18 protein-coding genes are annotated in these 18,322 nt (G+C 67.5%); 5 read left to right on the forward strand and 13 right to left on the reverse strand.

Annotation, left to right across the window (positions count from 1 at the left end; translation table 11 throughout):
• Positions 1–5: 5 nt before the first annotated feature.
• Positions 6–566 (reverse strand): acyl-CoA thioesterase, encoded by a 561-nt coding sequence (locus IEV67_RS01670; protein ID WP_188434792.1) that lies wholly within the window; start codon positions 564–566, stop codon positions 6–8.
• Between the two features lie 109 nt (positions 567–675).
• Between IEV67_RS01670 and IEV67_RS01675 the strand changes: the two genes are divergently transcribed.
• Positions 676–1,182, forward strand: a complete 507-nt coding sequence (locus IEV67_RS01675; protein WP_188434793.1) for a GNAT family N-acetyltransferase — start codon at positions 676–678, stop codon at positions 1,180–1,182.
• Between the two features lie 111 nt (positions 1,183–1,293).
• Here IEV67_RS01675 and IEV67_RS01680 read toward each other — a convergent pair whose 3' ends face one another.
• From IEV67_RS01680 to IEV67_RS01690, 3 genes are read right to left on the reverse strand one after another with little or no spacing between them, the layout of a single operon-like run.
• Complete coding sequence (locus IEV67_RS01680; protein WP_188434794.1) at positions 1,294–3,006, reverse strand: cytochrome b/b6 domain-containing protein; 1,713 nt, start codon at positions 3,004–3,006, stop codon at positions 1,294–1,296.
• A gap of 2 nt (positions 3,007–3,008) precedes the next feature.
• Positions 3,009–3,980, reverse strand: a complete 972-nt coding sequence (locus tag IEV67_RS01685; RefSeq protein ID WP_188434795.1) for an electron transfer flavoprotein subunit alpha/FixB family protein — start codon at positions 3,978–3,980, stop codon at positions 3,009–3,011.
• Between the two features lie 2 nt (positions 3,981–3,982).
• Positions 3,983–4,759, reverse strand: a complete 777-nt coding sequence (locus IEV67_RS01690; protein WP_188434796.1) for an electron transfer flavoprotein subunit beta/FixA family protein — start codon at positions 4,757–4,759, stop codon at positions 3,983–3,985.
• Positions 4,760–4,888: 129 nt separating this feature from the next.
• On the opposite strand from IEV67_RS01690, the gene IEV67_RS01695 reads away from it, so the two are divergent.
• From IEV67_RS01695 to IEV67_RS01705, 3 genes are read left to right on the forward strand one after another with little or no spacing between them, the layout of a single operon-like run.
• Positions 4,889–5,425 (forward strand): MarR family winged helix-turn-helix transcriptional regulator, encoded by a 537-nt coding sequence (locus IEV67_RS01695; protein ID WP_188434797.1) that lies wholly within the window; start codon positions 4,889–4,891, stop codon positions 5,423–5,425.
• A gap of 16 nt (positions 5,426–5,441) precedes the next feature.
• Positions 5,442–5,891 carry an SRPBCC family protein gene (locus IEV67_RS01700; protein ID WP_188434798.1) on the forward strand — a complete coding sequence of 150 codons (450 nt, stop codon included), beginning with the start codon at positions 5,442–5,444 and terminating at the stop codon, positions 5,889–5,891.
• A gap of 25 nt (positions 5,892–5,916) precedes the next feature.
• Positions 5,917–6,360, forward strand: a complete 444-nt coding sequence (locus IEV67_RS01705; protein ID WP_188434799.1) for a YdeI/OmpD-associated family protein — start codon at positions 5,917–5,919, stop codon at positions 6,358–6,360.
• Positions 6,361–6,510: 150 nt separating this feature from the next.
• Here IEV67_RS01705 and IEV67_RS01710 read toward each other — a convergent pair whose 3' ends face one another.
• The 4 genes from IEV67_RS01710 to IEV67_RS01725 are packed head-to-tail and all read right to left on the reverse strand — an operon-like array spanning position 6,511 to position 10,911.
• Positions 6,511–7,287, reverse strand: a complete 777-nt coding sequence (locus IEV67_RS01710; protein WP_188434800.1) for an enoyl-CoA hydratase-related protein — start codon at positions 7,285–7,287, stop codon at positions 6,511–6,513.
• Between the two features lie 40 nt (positions 7,288–7,327).
• Complete coding sequence (gene mmsB / locus IEV67_RS01715) at positions 7,328–8,212, reverse strand: 3-hydroxyisobutyrate dehydrogenase (protein WP_188434801.1); 885 nt, start codon at positions 8,210–8,212, stop codon at positions 7,328–7,330.
• Positions 8,209–9,354, reverse strand: a complete 1,146-nt coding sequence (locus tag IEV67_RS01720; protein ID WP_373284442.1) for an acyl-CoA dehydrogenase family protein — start codon at positions 9,352–9,354, stop codon at positions 8,209–8,211. The genes mmsB and IEV67_RS01720 overlap by 4 nt, the downstream gene beginning before the upstream one ends.
• Before the next feature lie 54 nt (positions 9,355–9,408).
• Complete coding sequence (locus tag IEV67_RS01725) at positions 9,409–10,911, reverse strand: CoA-acylating methylmalonate-semialdehyde dehydrogenase (protein WP_188434803.1); 1,503 nt, start codon at positions 10,909–10,911, stop codon at positions 9,409–9,411.
• 383 nt (positions 10,912–11,294) lie between these two features.
• Here IEV67_RS01725 and IEV67_RS01730 point away from each other — a divergent pair, with 383 nt between their 5' ends.
• On the forward strand, positions 11,295–11,873 hold the full coding sequence (locus tag IEV67_RS01730) for an antibiotic biosynthesis monooxygenase (RefSeq protein ID WP_188434804.1): 579 nt from the start codon (positions 11,295–11,297) through the stop codon (positions 11,871–11,873).
• A gap of 54 nt (positions 11,874–11,927) precedes the next feature.
• Here IEV67_RS01730 and IEV67_RS01735 read toward each other — a convergent pair whose 3' ends face one another.
• The 5 genes from IEV67_RS01735 to IEV67_RS01755 all read right to left on the reverse strand — a co-directional run bounded on the left by IEV67_RS01735 (position 11,928) and on the right by IEV67_RS01755 (position 18,206).
• Entirely contained in the window at positions 11,928–13,340 is a 1,413-nt protein-coding gene (locus IEV67_RS01735; RefSeq protein WP_188434805.1) for a hypothetical protein, read from the reverse strand.
• A 64-nt stretch (positions 13,341–13,404) separates the two neighbouring features.
• Positions 13,405–14,328: an aldose 1-epimerase family protein gene (locus tag IEV67_RS01740; protein ID WP_188434806.1), complete on the reverse strand. Its 924-nt coding sequence runs from the start codon at positions 14,326–14,328 to the stop codon at positions 13,405–13,407.
• 23 nt (positions 14,329–14,351) lie between these two features.
• Positions 14,352–15,866: an L-arabinose isomerase gene (araA, locus tag IEV67_RS01745; RefSeq protein WP_188434807.1), complete on the reverse strand. Its 1,515-nt coding sequence runs from the start codon at positions 15,864–15,866 to the stop codon at positions 14,352–14,354.
• 25 nt (positions 15,867–15,891) lie between these two features.
• Positions 15,892–17,475: a xylulokinase gene (locus IEV67_RS01750; protein ID WP_188434808.1), complete on the reverse strand. Its 1,584-nt coding sequence runs from the start codon at positions 17,473–17,475 to the stop codon at positions 15,892–15,894.
• The gene (locus IEV67_RS01755; protein ID WP_188434809.1) at positions 17,472–18,206 is read right to left on the reverse strand and encodes an L-ribulose-5-phosphate 4-epimerase; all 735 of its coding nucleotides are present in this window, start codon (positions 18,204–18,206) and stop codon (positions 17,472–17,474) included. The genes IEV67_RS01750 and IEV67_RS01755 overlap by 4 nt, the downstream gene beginning before the upstream one ends.
• Positions 18,207–18,322 lie beyond the last annotated feature (116 nt).

Consider the following 18,322-nt stretch of genomic DNA (forward strand, 5'->3'; position numbering starts at 1 on the left):
CGAGCTCACTGCCAGATGCTCGGGGCATCCGCGCGGGTGGTCGGCAGGGCGGATGCCGTCGCCCACTCGTGAACCCACGCCTCGACGTCCGGAAGGCCCTCTGGCCTGCCGACGGCGGCGAACAACTCCTGGTGCGACAGGGTGCCGCCGCTGCGCTTGAGCATCCGGGCACGGATGATCGCTCTGGCGTAGATCTCACCGTCGACGACGGCTCGGTGTTCGAGGTAGATCGCCTTGTCGTCATGACCGAGCAGGCGCGACTCGATGTCGAAACGCTGCCAGAGCTGCAGCGACTTGCGGAACGTCACCGTCTCAGCGGAGACGACGGCGTACCAGCCGTTGCGTTTCATCGCGTCGGTCATTCCCGTGCGGCCGAGCAGGTCCCAGCGGCCGAGGTCGAACAGCGACAGATAGCGGCCGTTGTTCATGTGGCGCAGCACATCGATGTCGGTGGGAAGGGTCGTCACTCTGATCCGTCCGACGTCGCCGGGTGGAAGCTGCCCTTCTCGGCGCAGTCGACGGCGCGCACGCCACATCACGAGAAGGGTTCGCCAGATCACGTTCACGAGGAACGATAGTAGCCAGCGGCGTATGATCCGCGAACTCCGTTGTGGGAATCTGACAGTCGCGTCGCTCGATTTCACCTTCGCCCGAGGCGCGCGTAGAGTCACGGGCATGAGCGCCGAAGCCCAGCCTGAAGTCATCATCCGTCCGGTCCGCGATGTGGATGCGGAAGCTCTGGGTCGCGTGCACGCGCAGTGCTGGCACGAGACCTACGACCACCTGATCAGCAAGGCTGCGCTCGAGCGCGTGTCACCGCGGCGCATGGCCGAGCTCTGGACCCATTGGGCAGCGCAGGGCGACGACTTCACGATGCGTGCGGCGCTGGTCGACGGCGAGATCGTCGGCTTCGTCGGCTCGGGACCTGCACGCGACAAGGATGCTCCGGCATTCCGCGAGCTGTACTTCATCTACCTGCTCGACCAGTGGCACTCCACCGGCCTCGGCCAGAAGCTCTTCGATGCGGCCGTCGAGAAGGACGAGCCGCTGTACCTCTGGGTCGCGGAGGACAACCCCCGCGCCCACCGCTTCTACGCGCGCAACGGTTTCATCCTCGACGGCGCGAGCCACACCGAGCCGTTCCTCGGCGAGACGCTCACCGAAGTCCGCTTCGTCCGCTGATACGTCGGCAACGACAACCGAAACCCCGTCTTCGTGCCGAGACCCCGTCGTACGGGTGTCAGTACGACGGGGTCTCGGCGATAGAGCGGGGTCTCGGCGTCGGTCGTGGGGTCAGCGCGCACTGACGTTGCCGAACAGCTTCGCGATCGGCGCGAGGACCAGAGGTCTGGCGGCGACCCACGCTGCGGCGATGACGACGAGCGATGCGACGAGGAACCAGAAGCCGGTCCAGTTGTCGGCGTAGGCGTTCGGGTCGGTCGAGCCCTGTGCGGCGTACATGTGATTGAGGTTGCGCAGCGCGCCGGTCGCGAACACGAGGAACACGTGGATCGCGATGAAGACCACGAAGTAGAGCATCACCGGGAAGTGCAGCGCACGCGCCCACTCGACCGGATACGCCTTGTTGAGCTTCGTGGCGTTCTTCGGCCAGATGCCGCTCATGCGCACGCCGGTGATCGCGGCGAGCGGTGCGGCGATGAAGATTGTGGTGCCGTAGGCGAGCTGCTGCAGCGAGTTGTAGTTCACCCAGCCGTTCTCGGTCGGCCAGTCCAGCGACACGTACTGGAGCGCGGCAGACAGCGCGTTCGGGAAGACCTCCCAGCTGGTGGGGATCACGCGCATCCACTGCCCTGTGACGAACAGCAGAACGACGAACACGATGCCGTTCACCAGCCACAGGATGTCGAGTGATTGGTGGAACCACAGCGTCAGACTGATCTTGCTCTTCTTGTTGCCCCGCGCCGTCCAGAACGCGGTGGGGCGTTTGTCGTTTCGCACCGAGAGACCGGAACGGATGATCAGCACCATCAGGAACACGTTGAAGAAGTGCTGCCAACCCAGCCAGCCAGGGAAGCCGACAGGGGCACCCTCTGGCAGGTGGTACTCGCCGGGGTAGGTCTGCAGGAAGTCCTGCATGCCCGACAGGCTCAGCAACCAGCGCACGAACAGCACAGCCATCGCGGCAGCGCCCAGCAGACCGATACCGCCGACGATGACGGCGCCTGCCCACTGCGCTTTGGTGAACGGGCCGATTCGCTTCGGCTCCGGTGCGGGCACCGCACGCGTGAACGCGTTCTTGCCCGGGAACACCGTGCGCTGGAACGGCAGCGGCGTGCTGACGTCGACCGTCGCGACGGCGGTCGATGCCGGGATCTCGGATGCTTCGATGAAGTCGTCGGCCGGTGCGGCGAGGTCTTCTTCGACTGCGACAGTCACGGCGGCGACCGCAGTGATGCCGGCAGGAGGCCAGGGCTCGCCCCCGGGTGCGCGGGGCAGGCCGCGGCGGAGCGTTTCGCCACCGGATGCTGCGACAGGAGCCGACGTTTCGACTCCCTGCGGTCGCTCAACGCGTTTCGTCTCGCCTTCGGCTCGCTCAACGCCCCGCAAGGTCGGAGCTGTGGCCACGGTCGGAGCGGAGGCCGAGGGCGGTGCGGAGATAATTGGAGCGGGAGGTGGAGTCGCAGCTGCGGCCTCGGCACCGGCGGGAGGCCAGGGCTCTCCCCCGGGGGTGCGGGGAAGTCCACGCCGCAGCGTCGCCCCCTGCGGGTCGTTGAGCGACGAGGGCGAAGCCTGAGGAGACGAAACGGGCTGAGCGACCGTCAGGGAGTCGAAGCCTTCTTCAGCGGCCGGAGCGGCCGTTTCGACTCGCTCCGCTCGCTCAATGCGCTTCGTCTCGGTCGCTGCGCTCTCTCGCTCAACGACCCGAGACGTTGCGTCCGCCGGCGCCTCGCTCGCAGCATCCGTGACCTCGACGTCGCCGGCCGGGGGCCAGGGCTCGCCACCGGCCACGCGCGGCAGGCCGCGCCTGAGCATCCGCGTCGCCATGGCTACTTCTTCCGCGCTTCGAGCGCCTCGACCACCTGCGGCACGATCTTGAACAGGTCGCCGACGATGCCGAAGTCGGCGACGTCGAAGATCGGCGCCTCGGCGTCCTTGTTGATCGCGACGATGTTCTTCGCCGTCTGCATGCCGGCACGGTGCTGGATCGCACCCGAGATGCCGACCGCGACATACAGCTGCGGCGACACCGACACACCGGTCTGACCGACCTGGTGCGCGTAGGGTATGTACCCGGCATCGACGGCGGCGCGCGAAGCGCCGATCGCGGCGCCCAGAGCGTCGGCGAGCTGCTCGACGAGCACGAACTGCTCCTTCGAACCGAGACCACGGCCACCCGAGACGACCTTCGTCGCACCGCGCAGCTCCGGACGCGACGACTCCGCCTCGACGACCTCGATGGTCCCCGCGCTCGCGGCGGCAGCACCGGACGCCGTCACCTCGACCGTCTCGACGGTCGGCGTGCCGACAGCTTCAGCACGGACGTCCACGGCACCCTGGCGAATGGTGATGATCGGCGCGCCATAGGTCGGCGCCGAGTCGACGAGGTAGGCGCCGCCGTAGACGGAGTGGTGGGCGACAATGCCCTCGTCGTCGCGGGAGACGCCGATCGCGTCCACTGACAGGGCCAGCTTCTCGCGTACGGCGAGGCGACCGGAGACGTCGCGACCGGCGATCGAGTTCGACACCAGCACAGCGTCCGGCTGCACCTTCTGGTAGGCGGCCTGCAGGGCATCGACCAGCGGAACCGTGAGAGAAGTGGCATCCGCGTCAGCCGTCAGCACGACCGACGCGCCGGCAGCTGCCGCGGCATCCACGGCACTCTGCGATCCACCCGGTACCAGCGCGACCGGAGATCCGATCGTCGACGCAGCACCGATGAGCGCCGCTGTCGAACTCGCGGCGTCACCTACAGGAGTCACGTCCACGAGGACGAGGATCGAGTCGTCGGGGTAGCTCATCGTCACACCAGCCTGTTCTGCACGAGGTACTCGACCAGCTTCGCGCCGGCGTCGCCCTCATCGGTGATCTTCACGCCCGCCGCACGCGGGGGCTTCTCGGAGACCGTCGTCATGATCGTCCGCGGCGCCGCCGCGGGATCCGCTGAGACACCGAGTTCGTCGAGGGACAGTACTTCGAGCGGCTTCTTCTTCGCCGCCATGATGCCCTTGAAGTTCGGAAAACGCGCATCCGGCAGCGCCTCGGTGATCGAGATCACCGCCGGGAACGACACCGACACCGACTGGTTGCCATCGTCCGCGGCACGGGTGCCGGAAACTCCATCGGCCGTGATCTCCACGGCGTTGAGAGCGGTCGCCTGCGCGTAGCCGAGATGCTCGGCCAACATCGCGGGGATGACGCCACCCGAACCGTCGGTGGAGAGGTTCCCGGTGATGACCAGGTCGGGTTCGCCGCGACGGATGGCCGCGGCGAGCGCTTCGGCGGTCAGTCCGAGGTCGGCGCCGGCGAGCTGCTCGTCGGCGACGTGCACTGCGGATGCTGCGCCGATCGCGAGTGCACGACGGATCGACGCCGTCGAGGACTCCGAAGCCATCGCGAGCGCGACCACCTCGGTGCCGTCGTTCTTGTCCGCATACGACAGGGCGACTTCGAGAGCGCGTTCGGTGATCTCATCCAGAACCACATCACCGGCCGCACGATCGGCCAACCCGGTCTCCAGATTCAGCTTGCGATCGCCATAGGTGTCTGGCACCTCTTTGACCAAGACGAAGATCTTCATCGACTACTCCTCACGACAAGGTCGATTCTAGTCAGCGAGACCGAATGAAATCGAGTTTCACTCATCATGATACCCAGATTCATGCTCGACATCACCGTCCCCACGTCGTTCTGCCGATACGGTTGAATCGTGGCTTTCCCCCGTCCCCTTCCCACCGATCCGCTCGCCGAGGCGAAGCGGCAGTGGCTGGCGCACGGCTGGTCGGATGCCGCGGACGGCATGACCGTGGTGACATCGGTGATGCGGGCGCAGCAGCTGCTGCTCTCGCGAGTGGATGCTGCGCTCAAGCCCTTCGCCCTCTCGTTCGCACGGTTCGAGGTGCTGCGCCTGCTCGCGTTCAGCCGCACGGGCCGGCTTCCGCTGTCCAGCGTCGTGGCCCGCCTGCAGGTGCACGCCACAACAGTGACGAGCACGGCGGAACGCCTCGTGCGCGACGGTCTGATCCTGCGCGAACCGCATCCGCACGATGGACGCGCCGCCATGCTGGCACTCACGGAAGAAGGCCGCGCGTTGGTCGAGCGCGCGACGACCGCGCTCAACGGCGAGGTGTTCAGCAATCCCGGCATCAGCTCGACGGATGCTGCGGACCTCGTCGCGATCGTCGCCCGCCTGCGCAAGAACGCCGGCGACTTCACCGAGCCGCGTCCGCAGCCGGATCCGCTCTGATGGCACGACGCCGCTGATGGCACGGTTCACTCTCGAACGCGTCATCCGGGCCACGCCGGCCGAAGTCTTCGCCGCGGCGATCGACCCCGCCCTGCACGTGGAGTCGATGGCCCGTTATGGCGAGACCATGGTCAAGGGCCCTGACGGCGGCGTCTTCACCGAAGGCTCGACCGTGACCTGGCGCGCGCGACACTTCGGAGTGCCGTTCCACCTCACCTCGGTCGTCTTCGACATCGACCCTCCGCGCCGGTTCCGCGATCGCCAGACGAAGGGTCCCTTCGCCTGGTTCCACCACGAGCACGTGTTCGAAGAGCACTCCGAAGGCACGCTCATGCGCGACACGATCACCTTCCGCTCGCCGTTCGGTCCGATCGGCACGCTGGTCGACCGGCTGTTCATGCGCGAATACATGCGGCGACTCATCGACGAGCGCAACCAGATGCTCGCGGAGACCCTCGAAAGATGACATCGGCCGTTATAACCTGGGCGCCATGACCGAGTTGCATCTGAAGACCGTACTGGAGGGCCGCGGCCCCGCCGCCGCGATCGTACTCAGCGACGAACAGGTCGAATCCCTGGGCGCCGGCAAGGCATTTCCCGTCGTGGTCGACTTCGGCGATCGCAGCATCCGCCTTCGCCTGTCCCGCATGGGTGGACAGAACATGATCGGATTCAGCAAGGCCGCGCGCGCGGAAGCCGGCGTCGAGATCGACGACGAGATCGAGGTGACGATCAGCCCGGACACCGCCGAGCGCGTCATCGAGATCCCGCCGGCGCTGGCCAAGGCACTGGATGCCGATCCCGCCGTCCGCGCGGCCTTCGAGAACCTGCCACCGTCCAAGCGCAAGGAGATGGCGCGTCAGATCGCTGACGCGAAGACTGACGAGACCCGCACGCGCCGGCTCGAGAAGATCCTCGACGCGCTCGGCGAGTAGTCGCGACGTTTCGACTCGCTCCGCTCGCTCAACGCGTTTCGTCTCCGTCGCTCCGCTCCCTCGCTCAACGACCCGCAGAAGCACGATCCGCGCGGTCAACGATCCGACCCGCAGAAGCTCAGCGGCCAGCAGGCAGCAGTATCCCCGCGGTCAGCGGTTGGTGAAGTCCGGGCTCCGCTTCTCGCGGAAGGCGGACATGCCCTCCTTCTGGTCGGCGGTGTCGAAGAGCGCGGCGAACGCCTGCTTCTCATGCGCGAGACCGTCGGCGAGCGGCGTCTCCATCGCGGCATCCAGCGCGGCCTTCGCGGCGTAGAGGCTCGGCAGCCCCTTGGATGCGATCGTGTCGGCGAGCGTCGTCGCCTCGGTCAGCAGATCGGATGCCGGCACCACCCGTGACACGAGACCAGCACGCTCCGCTTCCTCAGCGCCCATCATGCGGCCCGAGAGGATGAGCTCGGCGGCCTTGTAGTAGCCGACCGCGCGGATCAATCGCTGCGTGCCGCCCATCCCTGGAATGACGCCGAGGTTGATCTCCGGCTGCCCGAACTTCGCGGTGTCAGCCGCGAGGATGATGTCGCACATCATCGCCAGCTCGCATCCGCCACCGAGGGCGAACCCGCTCACTGCCGCGATGACGGGAGTGCGGACGGCGGCGAAGTCGTCCCAGGCTCCGAAGTGGTCGGTCGCTCGCATGTCGGCGGCCGACATCGACTCCATCTCCTTGATGTCGGCGCCGGCGGCGAATGCCTTCTCCGAACCAGTCACCACGATCGCGCCGATGCCATGATCCGCGTCGAACGCGACGGCTGCCGCAGTGACCTCCTGCGCGAGCTGCGAGTTCAACGCGTTCAGCGCCTGCGGCCGGTTGAGGGTGATCCACCCCACGCGTCCGCGCCGCTCGACCAGGATCGTCTCGTACTCGGTCATGGATGACTCCTCAGTGGTTGGGAAACGTCACTGACGATCATCACACCTGTCCGTCGCGGATGTCGGTGATGATGCCGGAGAAGTCCCTCCCGCCGCCGGAACCCGCGGCGAATGCGGCATAGATCTCCTGCGCGAGGCGGCCCATCCGCGCATCCGTCGAAGTCTGCTCGATCGCCTGCAGGGCGAGCCCGAGGTCCTTCGCCATCAGGGCACCCGCGAATCCCGGTTGATAGTCGCGGTTCGCGGGACTCGTCGGCACCGGACCCGGAACAGGACAGTTCGTCGTCAGCGCCCAGCACTGACCTGAGGCGTTCGCTGCCACGTCGTACAGCGCGTCATGCGAGAGTCCGAGCCGCTCGCCGAGCACAAAGGCCTCGCCCACCACGATCTGCGAGACCGCGAGGATCATGTTGTTGCACACCTTCGCGGCCTGCCCGAGACCCGGCCCGCCGCAGTGCACGATGCGCTTGCCCATCGCCTCGAGCAACGGGAGCGCTGCGGCGAAGTCGTCGTCGGATGCGCCGACCATGAACGCGAGCGTCGCATTCTCGGCCCCCACCACACCGCCGGAGACTGGCGCATCGATGTTGCGATGCCCAGCCGCGATCGCCAGCGCGTGCGCGGCCTGCGCCTCATCCACCGCGATCGTGGACGACTCGATGAACAGCGTGCCCGGTCGCGCTGCGGCGAGCAGGCCGCTCTCGTACGCCTCGATCACATGCCTGCCCGCCGGGAACATCGTGATGACCACGTCGGCGTCGGTCGCGGCATCCGGTCCGGACTCGGCGAGCGAAAGACCGGCGGTCGTTGCGGCGGCCCGCGCAGCATCCATCACATCGAACGCGATCACGTCGTGGCCGGCCGCCTGCAGGTTGCGCGCCATCGGCAGCCCCATGTGCCCGAGGCCGAGGAATGCGATTCTCATGACGCCGCCTTGAGGGCATCGCGTCCGACGATCATGCGCATGATCTCGTTGGTCCCTTCCAGGATCTGGTGGACGCGCAGGTCCCGCACGACCCTCTCGATCCCGTAGTCCTGAAGGTACCCGTAGCCGCCGTGCAGCTGAAGGGCATCATTGGCCACGCGGAATCCCGCATCCGTCGCGAAGCGCTTGGCCATCGCGCATCGCACGGTCGCGTCCTCCGCGTGCTCGTCGACGGCGCGCGCACCGTCTTCGACGAGCAGCCGCGCCGCATGCAGCTCGGTCTCCATGTCGGCGATCGCGAACACGATGCTCTGCTTCTCGGCGAGCGCCTCGCCGAACGTGAAACGCTCGTGCACGTAGCGCCGCGCCTGATCCAGCGCCCAGCGCGCACCGCCGAGCGAACATGCCGCGATGTTGAGCCGGCCGCCGTTGAGCGCCGACATCGCGATCGCGAAGCCCTGCCCTTCCACGCCGAGAAGAGCGGATGCCGGTACCCGCACCTCATCGAAGATCACCTGCCGCGTAGGCTGGGCATGCCAGCCCATCTTCTTCTCCGGCGCGCCGAAGGACAGGCCCTCCGCGTCACCGGGCACAAGGAATGCCGAGATCCCTCGGGCACCAGCCTCGCCGGTGCGCGCCATCACGACGTACACGGCAGCCTCGCCCGCGCCGGAGATGAACTGCTTCACCCCTGTGAGTACGAATTCCTCCCCGTCGCGGATCGCGCTGGTGGCGATGGCTGCGGCGTCGGATCCGGCACCGGGCTCGGTCAGACAGTACGCACCGAAACCCGTCATGCCGGTGAGCTCCGGCAGCCATTCGCCGCGTTGCGCATCGGAGCCGTAGGTGTCGAGCATCCACACCACCATGTTGTGGATGGAGATGTATGCGGCGACCGCGGGGTCGCCCTTCGCGAGCTCCTCGAAGATCGCGACCGTGTCCACGCGCGACAGTCCTGTGCCACCGAACTCCTCGTCGACGTAGATGCCGCCGAGGCCCAGGTCGCCGGCACGCTGCAGGGCCTCGCGGGGGAAGATGTGGTTCTCGTCGCGTTCGGCGGCGTACGGAGCGAGTTCGGCCTCGGCGAACTCGCGCACCGCGTGCAGGATGGCCTCGCGCTCCTCGGTGGTTGTGGTGATCATCGTCATCGGGGATCCTCTCGCCTTGTGGGCAGATCGTGATGTGGTCGGTGGTTTTCAGTGCATGGTCGGGATGACGAAGCTCGCGCCGTCGCGCACACCGTGCGCGGGCCAGCGGCTCGTCACCGTCTTGGTCTTCGTGTAGAAGCGGAAGGCGTCGGCGCCGTGCTGGTTGAGGTCGCCGAAGCCACTGCGCTTCCAGCCTCCGAACGTGAAGTACGCGATCGGCACCGGGATCGGCACGTTGACGCCGACCATGCCGACGTTCACCCGAGCGGTGAAGTCGCGGGCGGCGTCTCCATCGCGAGTGAAGATCGCGACGCCGTTGCCGAACTCGTGATCGGATGCCATGGCCAGCGCCTCTTCGTAGTCCGCTGCGCGCGCGATCACCAGCACCGGGCCGAAGATCTCCTCGCGGTAGATCGACATGTCTGTCGTGACGTGGTCGAAGAGGGTCGGGCCGAGGTAGAAGCCCTCCTCATGCCCGGCGACCGCGAGCCCTCGTCCGTCGGCGAGCAGCGTGGCGCCGGCGTCGATTCCCTGCTGAATGTAGTCCTCCACGCGTTCGACTGCGGAGCGTGCCACGAGCGGCCCGTAGTCGACGTCCTCGGCGAGGGACGGCCCGACGCGAAGCTGACCGACCCGCTCCGTGAGCTTCGCCGCGAGCGCCTCAGCGGTCTCGTCACCGACGGGAACGGCGACCGAGATCGCCATGCAGCGCTCCCCCGCCGAACCGTAACCGGATCCGATCAGCGCGTCGGCGACCTGATCGAGGTCGGCATCGGGCATGACGATCATGTGGTTCTTCGCCCCGCCGAAGCACTGCGCTCGTTTGCCGTGCGCTGTCGCGGTCGAGTAGATGTACTCGGCGATCGGCGTCGATCCCACGAATCCGACGGCCTGGATGCGCGGGTCCGTCAGCAGCGTGTCGACGGCTTCCTTGTCGCCGTGGACGACGTTGAAGATGCCCGCGGGCAGACCTGCTTCGAGGAAGAGCTCGGCGAGGCGCACCGGCACGGACGGGTCGCGCTCGCTGGGCTTGAGCACGAAGGCGTTGCCTGCGGCGATGGCGGGACCCGCCTTCCACAGCGGGATCATCGCGGGGAAGTTGAACGGCGTGATGGCGGCGACGACGCCGAGCGGCTGGCGCATCGAGTACACGTCGATACCGGTGCCGGCCTCGGTGGAGTACTCGCCCTTGAGAAGGTGCGGCGCACCGGCGGCGAACTCGATCACCTCGAGACCGCGCTGAATGTCACCCTTGGCGTCATCGAAGGTCTTGCCGTGCTCGCTGGAGAGCAGCGTTGCGAGCTCGGTCATGTTCTTCTGCACGAGATCGAGGAAGCGCAGCAGCACACGCGCACGCTTCTGCGGGTTGGTCGCAGCCCACGCCGGCTGCGCTGCCTCGGCATCGTCGATCACGCGACGCACCTCGCCTTCCGAAGCCAATGGCACTCGTGCCTGCACGGTGCCTTCGCTCGGGTCGAAGACGTCGCCGAAGCGTCCATCCTTCGGGGTGAGAAGCGATCCGCCTACAAAGTGGGGGATGATTCGAGTCATTATGCCATGTCCCTTCGTGCCTTCTTTGGCACGATGAACAGATTACTCTGCCATCCGCGGATTTACTAGGGCGTCCATGTATTTACGGCAACGCAGACCGGAGCAGTCGATGTCGCGTGTTCCTCGGCAGTTCACCGCCCGGTCACCTTCGACACGTACAACTGCAGATGCGCGGAAGAACTCAGACCGGATCGGGTAGTCAGGACTTTCCGCGCGACGGTGAGCAAAGCTCCCGAGACCCCCGCCGAATCGGGTCGGCGGGGGTCTTCTCCGTCTCGAGGCGACCTGCGTTGGCGAAGCTCCGCGGCTCGAAGCAAACACGAAACAAAGCCCGCATACACTCGGATCCGCCACAAGCACGCTTTTTCTCCGAGGGGCCCACCATGTCCAGCGTTCCGATCACCGTCTCCATCCGCCGCGAGGTGGATCCCGCACGCATCTCCGAGGCGACCGCCTGGGTGCAGACCGGCGTCAATCTCGCGAACAAGCATCCGGGATTCCTGGGCTCAGGGTGGGTGCGCGCCGGCGAGGACTCGCAACTCTGGCACATGCTGTACCGGTTCGCCAGCACCGAGACGCTCGACGCGTGGGAGCAGTCGCCGGAGCGCACGTGGTGGCTGTCGATGGGCGAGGGCTTCGTGCGCAGCGCGCACTCGCGCCGGCGCACCGGGATCGAGGGCTGGTTCGACGAACCGGCGACCGGATCGATCCGGATTCCGGATGCCACCACCGTCGAGGATGCTCCGCCCGCACCGCCGCGATGGAAGCAGGCCGTGACGATCTGGCTGGGATTCTTCCCCGTCAATCTGCTCTTCAGCCTGGCGATGACCCCGGTTCCGGGCTGGGGCGAACTGCCGCTCTGGCTGCGGGTGCTCGCGACGACGATCGTGCTGACGCCCATCATGACCTACTGGGTGCTCCCCTGGGTCACGCGGGCGCTGCGCGGCTGGCTGGCACGCTGAACGACGAACGGCCGGGGGCTCACGCCTCCGGCCGTTCTCAGTTCGATGTGCGGATCAGTCCCAGGTGACGGTCGGAGTCTCCTGGGCGAAGTCGACCGACGGCGTGTCCATGTAGCCGCCGAACAAGACCTCGAACTCCGAGGTCGTGCCGTCCTTGGTGCCCTGAAGCGTCATGTCCACGTCGGGAGTGTCATACGTCGAGACGAGTGTGGGCGTGGAGTAGTCGACCTCCGGCAGCATGCTGTCGAGCGTCGCCTGACCGTCGCTGGTGATCGTCCTGGTCACCGAGCCGTCGACCGGGGTGTAGCCGCTGAGGTCGATGTCGGTGATGTCCATGCCACACGGCGTCGTGAGAGTCTTCATCGCCACGCACTCCTCGATCGCCGTGCGTACGAGTGAGCGGAACGTCGCGGCGCCGTCGTCGGTGAGCACCGGGTAGATGTCCCAGAACAGCTCGCTGTCGGCATCCGTCGTGAGCGTGAACGTATCGGTGTCGGAGTCAAGCGCGAACTCTTCATATCCCAACGCGAGTTGGTACGCGCCGGGGAAGAGCGACGTCGAGGAGTCGGCAGGCTCGGCGCCGTTCACGGTCAGGCCGAGGCCGTCGAAGTTCGTCAGCGTCGCCATGACCAGGCCGTCGCTGATCAGCCATCCGTCTTCGGAGGAGTTGTACGCCGTGAAATCGCGTTCGATCGTCTCCCCACCGACGGCGAAGGATGCCGAGACCGTCGCCTCGTACTCGCTTGCGTCCTCGGACTCCTCGACGACGATGTCGGTGATCGGAGCGAGCTCGAGCGAGGCGCCGAGCACCTCGTCTGTGAGCAGGCTGTCGTCGGCGTAGGTCTCGACGAACGCGATCGCTGCCTCTGCGTCGCCCTCGGACAGCGCGGTCAGGTACTTCTCCACCGCATCGGATGCTGTCGGGGCAGCCCCCCGCAGAAGATTCGGCACGACGATCGCAGCGGCGATCAGGAGTACCAGTACCGCGGCGCCGCCGATGATGCCGAACAGCAGGCCCTTCGACATCGGCTTCTTCGGCGCGGCCGGTGCGGCCTGGTAAGCGCCCGGAGGATATCCGCCGACGGGATATCCCTGAGGCGCGTTGGGGTCGTAGACCGGCGCTGTTCCGGGGTACGCCGCGGCGTTCGGATCGTACACCGGGGCGTTCGGGTCGTGCGCCGTGACGTTCGGATCATACACCGGGGCAGCCTGGTACGCGGGTGCGGCCGCGGCCTGGTGCACGGGCGCTCCGGGAATCTCGTGACCCCCTGGGGCCGCGGGCGGATACCCGGGCGCTCCGCTCACCGCAGCATCCGGCACGGCAGCATCCGGCACGGCAGCATCCGACGCCGCGCCATCCGACGAGAAGGTGCCGTCGAATCCGTGCTGTCCCGCGGCTGCCTCGTTCACCGGCTCCGGCACATTCGGCGGGGTGGGCGGGGGATTCTCGGGCGTCTCGTTGGTCACGGATCCCATCGTATGGCCAGAACGAGACGCACCTCACGGGCAGAGATGCCCATGGGCGATGCGGTCAGATCGCGCGGAAACGCCAGGATGCCGCGGCTTCGGCCCCCGGTTCGAGCACGATCAGATCCACCTCGGAGTTGAATGCGTCGGGTGGGCACGTCATCGGCTCGACCGCCAGACCGATCCGGCTGTGCGCGGCATCGTCCGGAAGGTCGGCCGTGTGCACCTGAACCCACGGACAGCTCTCGTCCCAGCTCAGTGCGACGCCGTGGCCGTCCGCCGCGACGACGCGCACCTCGGCGACGCCGCCGGTGAGTGCGAGCTCGGTGAAGGCGTGATCGATGAACACGTCGCCGATCGGGCGCGCGGCGCGGAAGTCCCATTCCGGATGCGCATCGACCGATTCCGCCGCGACCGGGCTCAGCCGGTCGGGTGTGACGGTGAGCACCTCGGATGCTGGGAGCGTGAGCGTCCAGTCGTCCACGCGCCCTTCGCCGCCCACCAGATACGGATGCGGACCGGTGCCCCAGGGCGCAGCATCCGCCCCGATGTTGCGCGCGGTGACCGTCTGATTCAGACCGTCTGAATCGAGACGGAACTCGACGGCGACCTCGACGCGGAACGGGTATCCGAACTGCGGTTCGATCACGGCGACCAGCACGACGCGGTCATCTTCCACGACGCGGTCGGTGAACTCGGTCCACGCCAGCAGGCCGTGCAGTGCATGCCCGCGGGCGGGTTCGGTGATCGGCAGCTGATGCTCGGCGCCGCCGAACGAGTAGCGGCCGTCGACGATACGGTTCGGCCACGGCGCGAGCGTCGCGCCTCTGTACGCCGGGCGCACCTCGTCGGCGTCGAAAGGCACGATGAGGTCGCGATCGTCGAACGTGAGTGCGCGCAGTGTGGCGCCGACGCTCGCGATGGCTGCTTCGTAGCCGTGCGCAGAGATGCGCAGTTGACGGCCGGATGCAGGGATGGGAGCGCTCATGTCTTCGACGATAGCCGCCTGATTCACAGCCCCTGCGCCAGCCGGTAATAGGCCTGGTTCCACCGCACCTGCTGCTGGAACTCGGGCAGCGTGGTGTCGTCGTCGATCACGAGCAGTTCGACCTCTGCCATCTCGGCGAAGTCGCGGAACGCCTCGAGTCCCACGGCGGTCGACATGACCGTGTGGTGCGCGGCGCCGGCCGTGAGCCACGCGGCGGCACTGGTGTTGAAGTCGGGGGCCGGCTTCCAGACGGCACGGCCCACGGGCAGGTTCGGCAGAGCCGCCCGCGGTTCGACGTTCTCGACGACGTTCGCGGTGAGGCGGAAGCGGTCGCGCATGTCGCTCATGGCCACGACGACGGCGGGGCCGGGGTCGGCCGTGAAGACCAGGCGCACCGGGTCGTCCTTGCCGCCGATGCCCAGCGGGTGGATCTCGAGCATGGGCTTCGCCGTGGTGAGCGATGGCGAGACCTCGAGCATGTGCGCACCGAGGATGAGCTCGTCGCCGGGGGTCATGTCGTAGGTGTAGTCCTCCATCAGGCTCGCGCCACCGGGCAGACCGGCGCCCATGACGTTCGCGATGCGGACGAGCACGGCGGTCTTCCAGTCGCCCTCGGCGCCGAAGCCGTAGCCCTCGGCCATGAGCCGCTGCACAGCGAGGCCGGGGAGCTGCTTCAACGCGCCTAGGTCTTCGAACGAGGTCGTGAACGCGCCGAACCCGCCCTCTTCCAGGAACGAGCGCAGCCCGATCTCGATGGCTGCCCCGTCGCGCAGTGACTCATGCCGGTCGCCGCCCTTGCGGAGTTCCGGAACGACCTCGTAGAGCTCCTCGTACTCGGCCACCAGCGTGTCGACGTCCGACGAGGATGCCGCGGCGACAGCATCCGCAAGCTCGTTCACGCCCCAGGTGTTGACCTGCACGCCGAAGCGCAGCTCCGCCTCGGTCTTGTCGCCCTCGGTGACGGCGACGAAGCGCATGTTGTCGCCGAATCGGGCGAGCTTCAGGCTGCGGGATGCCGCGAGCCCTGCGGCAGCGCGCTGCCAGGTGCCGATCTCCCGCTGCACGCGCGGGTCGCCCGCGTGGCCGACGACGGTCTTGCGCGGCACGCCGAGGCGGGTCTGGATGTAGCCGAACTCCCGGTCGCCGTGGGCGGCCTGATTCAGGTTCATGAAGTCGAAGTCGATGTCGGACCACGGGAGCTCGACATTGGCCTGCGTGTGCAGGTGCGCGAGCGGCTTCTGCAGGGCGTCGAGGCCTGCGATCCACATCTTCGCGGGGCTGAACGTGTGCATCCAGGCGATCAGGCCGATGACGTTGTCGTCGGCGTTGGCCTCGAGCGCGATGCGTTTGATCGCGGCGGAGTCGGTCAGCACCGGCTTCCACACGATCTTCACCGGCACATCTGCAGCAGCATCCAGAGCCTCGGCGATCGTGCGCGACTGCTCGGCGACCTGCGCGAGCGTCTCGGGGCCGTACAGGTGCTGGCTTCCGGTGAGGAACCAGACCTCGTAGGCGTCGAGAGAAGTAGTCAAAGACATGGTGCGTGGTCCCTTTCGCGGGAGATCAGAGCGAGTCGACCGCGGCGGACTCGATGGCGAGGCCGGCGCGATAGCGGGTGAGGTACGTGGCGAAGCCGGCGACATCCGCCGGGTCCGGTGAGACGGTCGTGAGGGATGCCGCGGCGAACACCTGCTCTTCGAGGTAGGTGCCGAGATCCGCGGAGTCGGAGTGCGCGAGATACGAGGCCAGCACGGCGATGCCCCACGCACCACCCTCCGATGCCAGCGCGCCGACGGCCACAGATGCGTCGAGAGCGCCGGCGAGGAAGCGCTGTGCGACCCCTGCCGTGCGGAACATGCCTCCGTGCGCGAACATGCGGTCGAGCTCGACACCCTCGGCTTCGAGCACCTGCATTCCGAGGGCGAGCGTGCCGAAGACGCCGTAGACCTGCGCCCGCATGAAGTTCGCGAGCGAGAAGTCGCTGTCGGGGGTGCGCACGAACAGCGGCCGCCCCTCGTCGAGGCCGGCGATCGGCTCACCGGCGAGGTGGTTGTAGGCCAGCAGGCCACCGGCATCCGCTTCGCCGTCGAGTGCTTCGCGCAGCAGCGCGTCGAAGACCGCGTCGTCGTCGACGGGTTGTCCGGCTGCTGCCGCGAACCGCGTGAACAGGCCCGCCCATGCGGCGAGCTCGCTGGCGCCGTTGTTGCAGTGCACCATCGCGACGGCGTCGCCTGCCGGAGTCGTCACGAGATCGAGTTCGTGGTGCACGCTCGTGAGCGGGCGCTCCAGCACGACCATCGCGAAGATGCTCGTGCCCGCCGAGACGTTGCCGGTGCGCGGAGCGACCGAGTTGGTCGCGACCATCCCGGTGCCGGCGTCGCCCTCGGGCGGGCAGAGGGGGATGCCGGGTCGCAGAACGCCGGTCGGATCCAGCAGTGCCGCCCCTTCGGCCGTGAGCGAGCCGGCCGAGGTGCCCGCAGGGAGTACGCGGGGGAACAGTTCGCCAAGAGGCGAGGGCAGACGGTCGGCCGCGAGGACGGAGTAGGCGTCCAGCATCTCCGCGTCGTAGTCACGGGTCGCGGAGTCGATCGGGAACATGCCCGACGCGTCGCCGACGCCGAGCACCCTCTCGCCCGTGAGCTTCCAGTGCACGTAGCCGGCGAGCGTCGTGACGAAGTCGAGCTGCGGCACGTGCGGCTCTTCGTCGATCACCGCCTGGTGCAGGTGCGCGATCGACCAGCGCAGCGGGATGTTCACGCCGAGCAGGCCGGTGAGCTCGGCGGCCGCGACGCCGGTGTTGGTGTTGCGCCAGGTGCGGAACGGCACGAGCAGATCGCCGGCAGCATCCAAGGCGAGGTAGCCGTGCATCATCGCCGAGATGCCGATGGCACCGAACGTGTCCGGGCGCACACCGTGGCGCTTCTCCGCGTCGCCGATGAGGTCGGCGAACGCCGCCCGCAGCCCTTGCCAGACCTCGTCCAGCGCGTAGGTCCAGAGGCCGCGCTCGAGGCGGTTCTCCCACGCGAAGGATCCGGTCGCGAGAACCTCGGTGGCGTCGGAGCCGATCAGGCACGCCTTGATGCGGGTCGAGCCGAGCTCGATGCCGAGGCTGGTGCGGCCTTCGAGGATGTCGTCGTGGGCGCTCATCGTCGGGTGTCTCCGCTCTGGCCGTACACGTTCTGGTATCGGTTGTAGAGGCTGTCGATCGACTCCTGCGGGATGGGGATGAGCGGACCGGCCTCACGGGCATAGTGCACGGTGCGAGCGACGTCCTCCACCATGACCGCGGCCTTCACGGCATCCTTCGCGTCCGTTCCGATCGTGAACGGGCCATGGTTCTGCATGAGCACGGCGCGTGAGCGGTGTCCGCTGAGCGTCTCGACGATGCCGCGCCCGATCGAGTCGTCGCCGATGATCGCGAACGGGCCGACCGGGACCGGCCCGCCGAACTCGTCAGCCATCGCGGTGATGACGCACGGGATCTCCTCGCCGCGCGCGGCCCAGGCGACCGCGAAGGTCGAGTGGGTGTGCACGACGCCGCCGACCTCTGGCATGTTCCGGTACACGTACGCGTGGGCGGCGGTGTCGCTGGACGGCGATCGTTCACTGCCCTCGCTGCCCGCGATGACATCGCCGTCGAGGTCGCACAGGATCATGTTCTCGGGTGACAGGTCGTCGTAACTCACGCCCGACGGCTTGATGACGAACAGATCGGCGCTGCCGTCTTCAGACACCCGCACTCGGCCCGAGACGTTGCCGCCGGTCCAGACGATGAGGTTGTAGAGGACCAGCTCGCTGTGCAGACGGGCGACATCGGCCCGAGCGGCGGCGATGGCCGCCTCGACCTCTGGGGTGAATGCGGGGGCTTCGTTGCTCACGGGTTCCTCATCGGATGCTGGCAGGGACTGTGACCGGTCACAGTGATGTGCTGAAAGTGTACGTGCGCGGCCGCGCGAGCGTCAAGGTTGTGCGCACGCTGCCGTAGGGCGGCGCG

Origin of the sequence: Microbacterium murale, from assembly GCF_014635185.1 — a bacterium.
Taxonomy (GTDB): domain Bacteria; phylum Actinomycetota; class Actinomycetes; order Actinomycetales; family Microbacteriaceae; genus Microbacterium; species Microbacterium murale.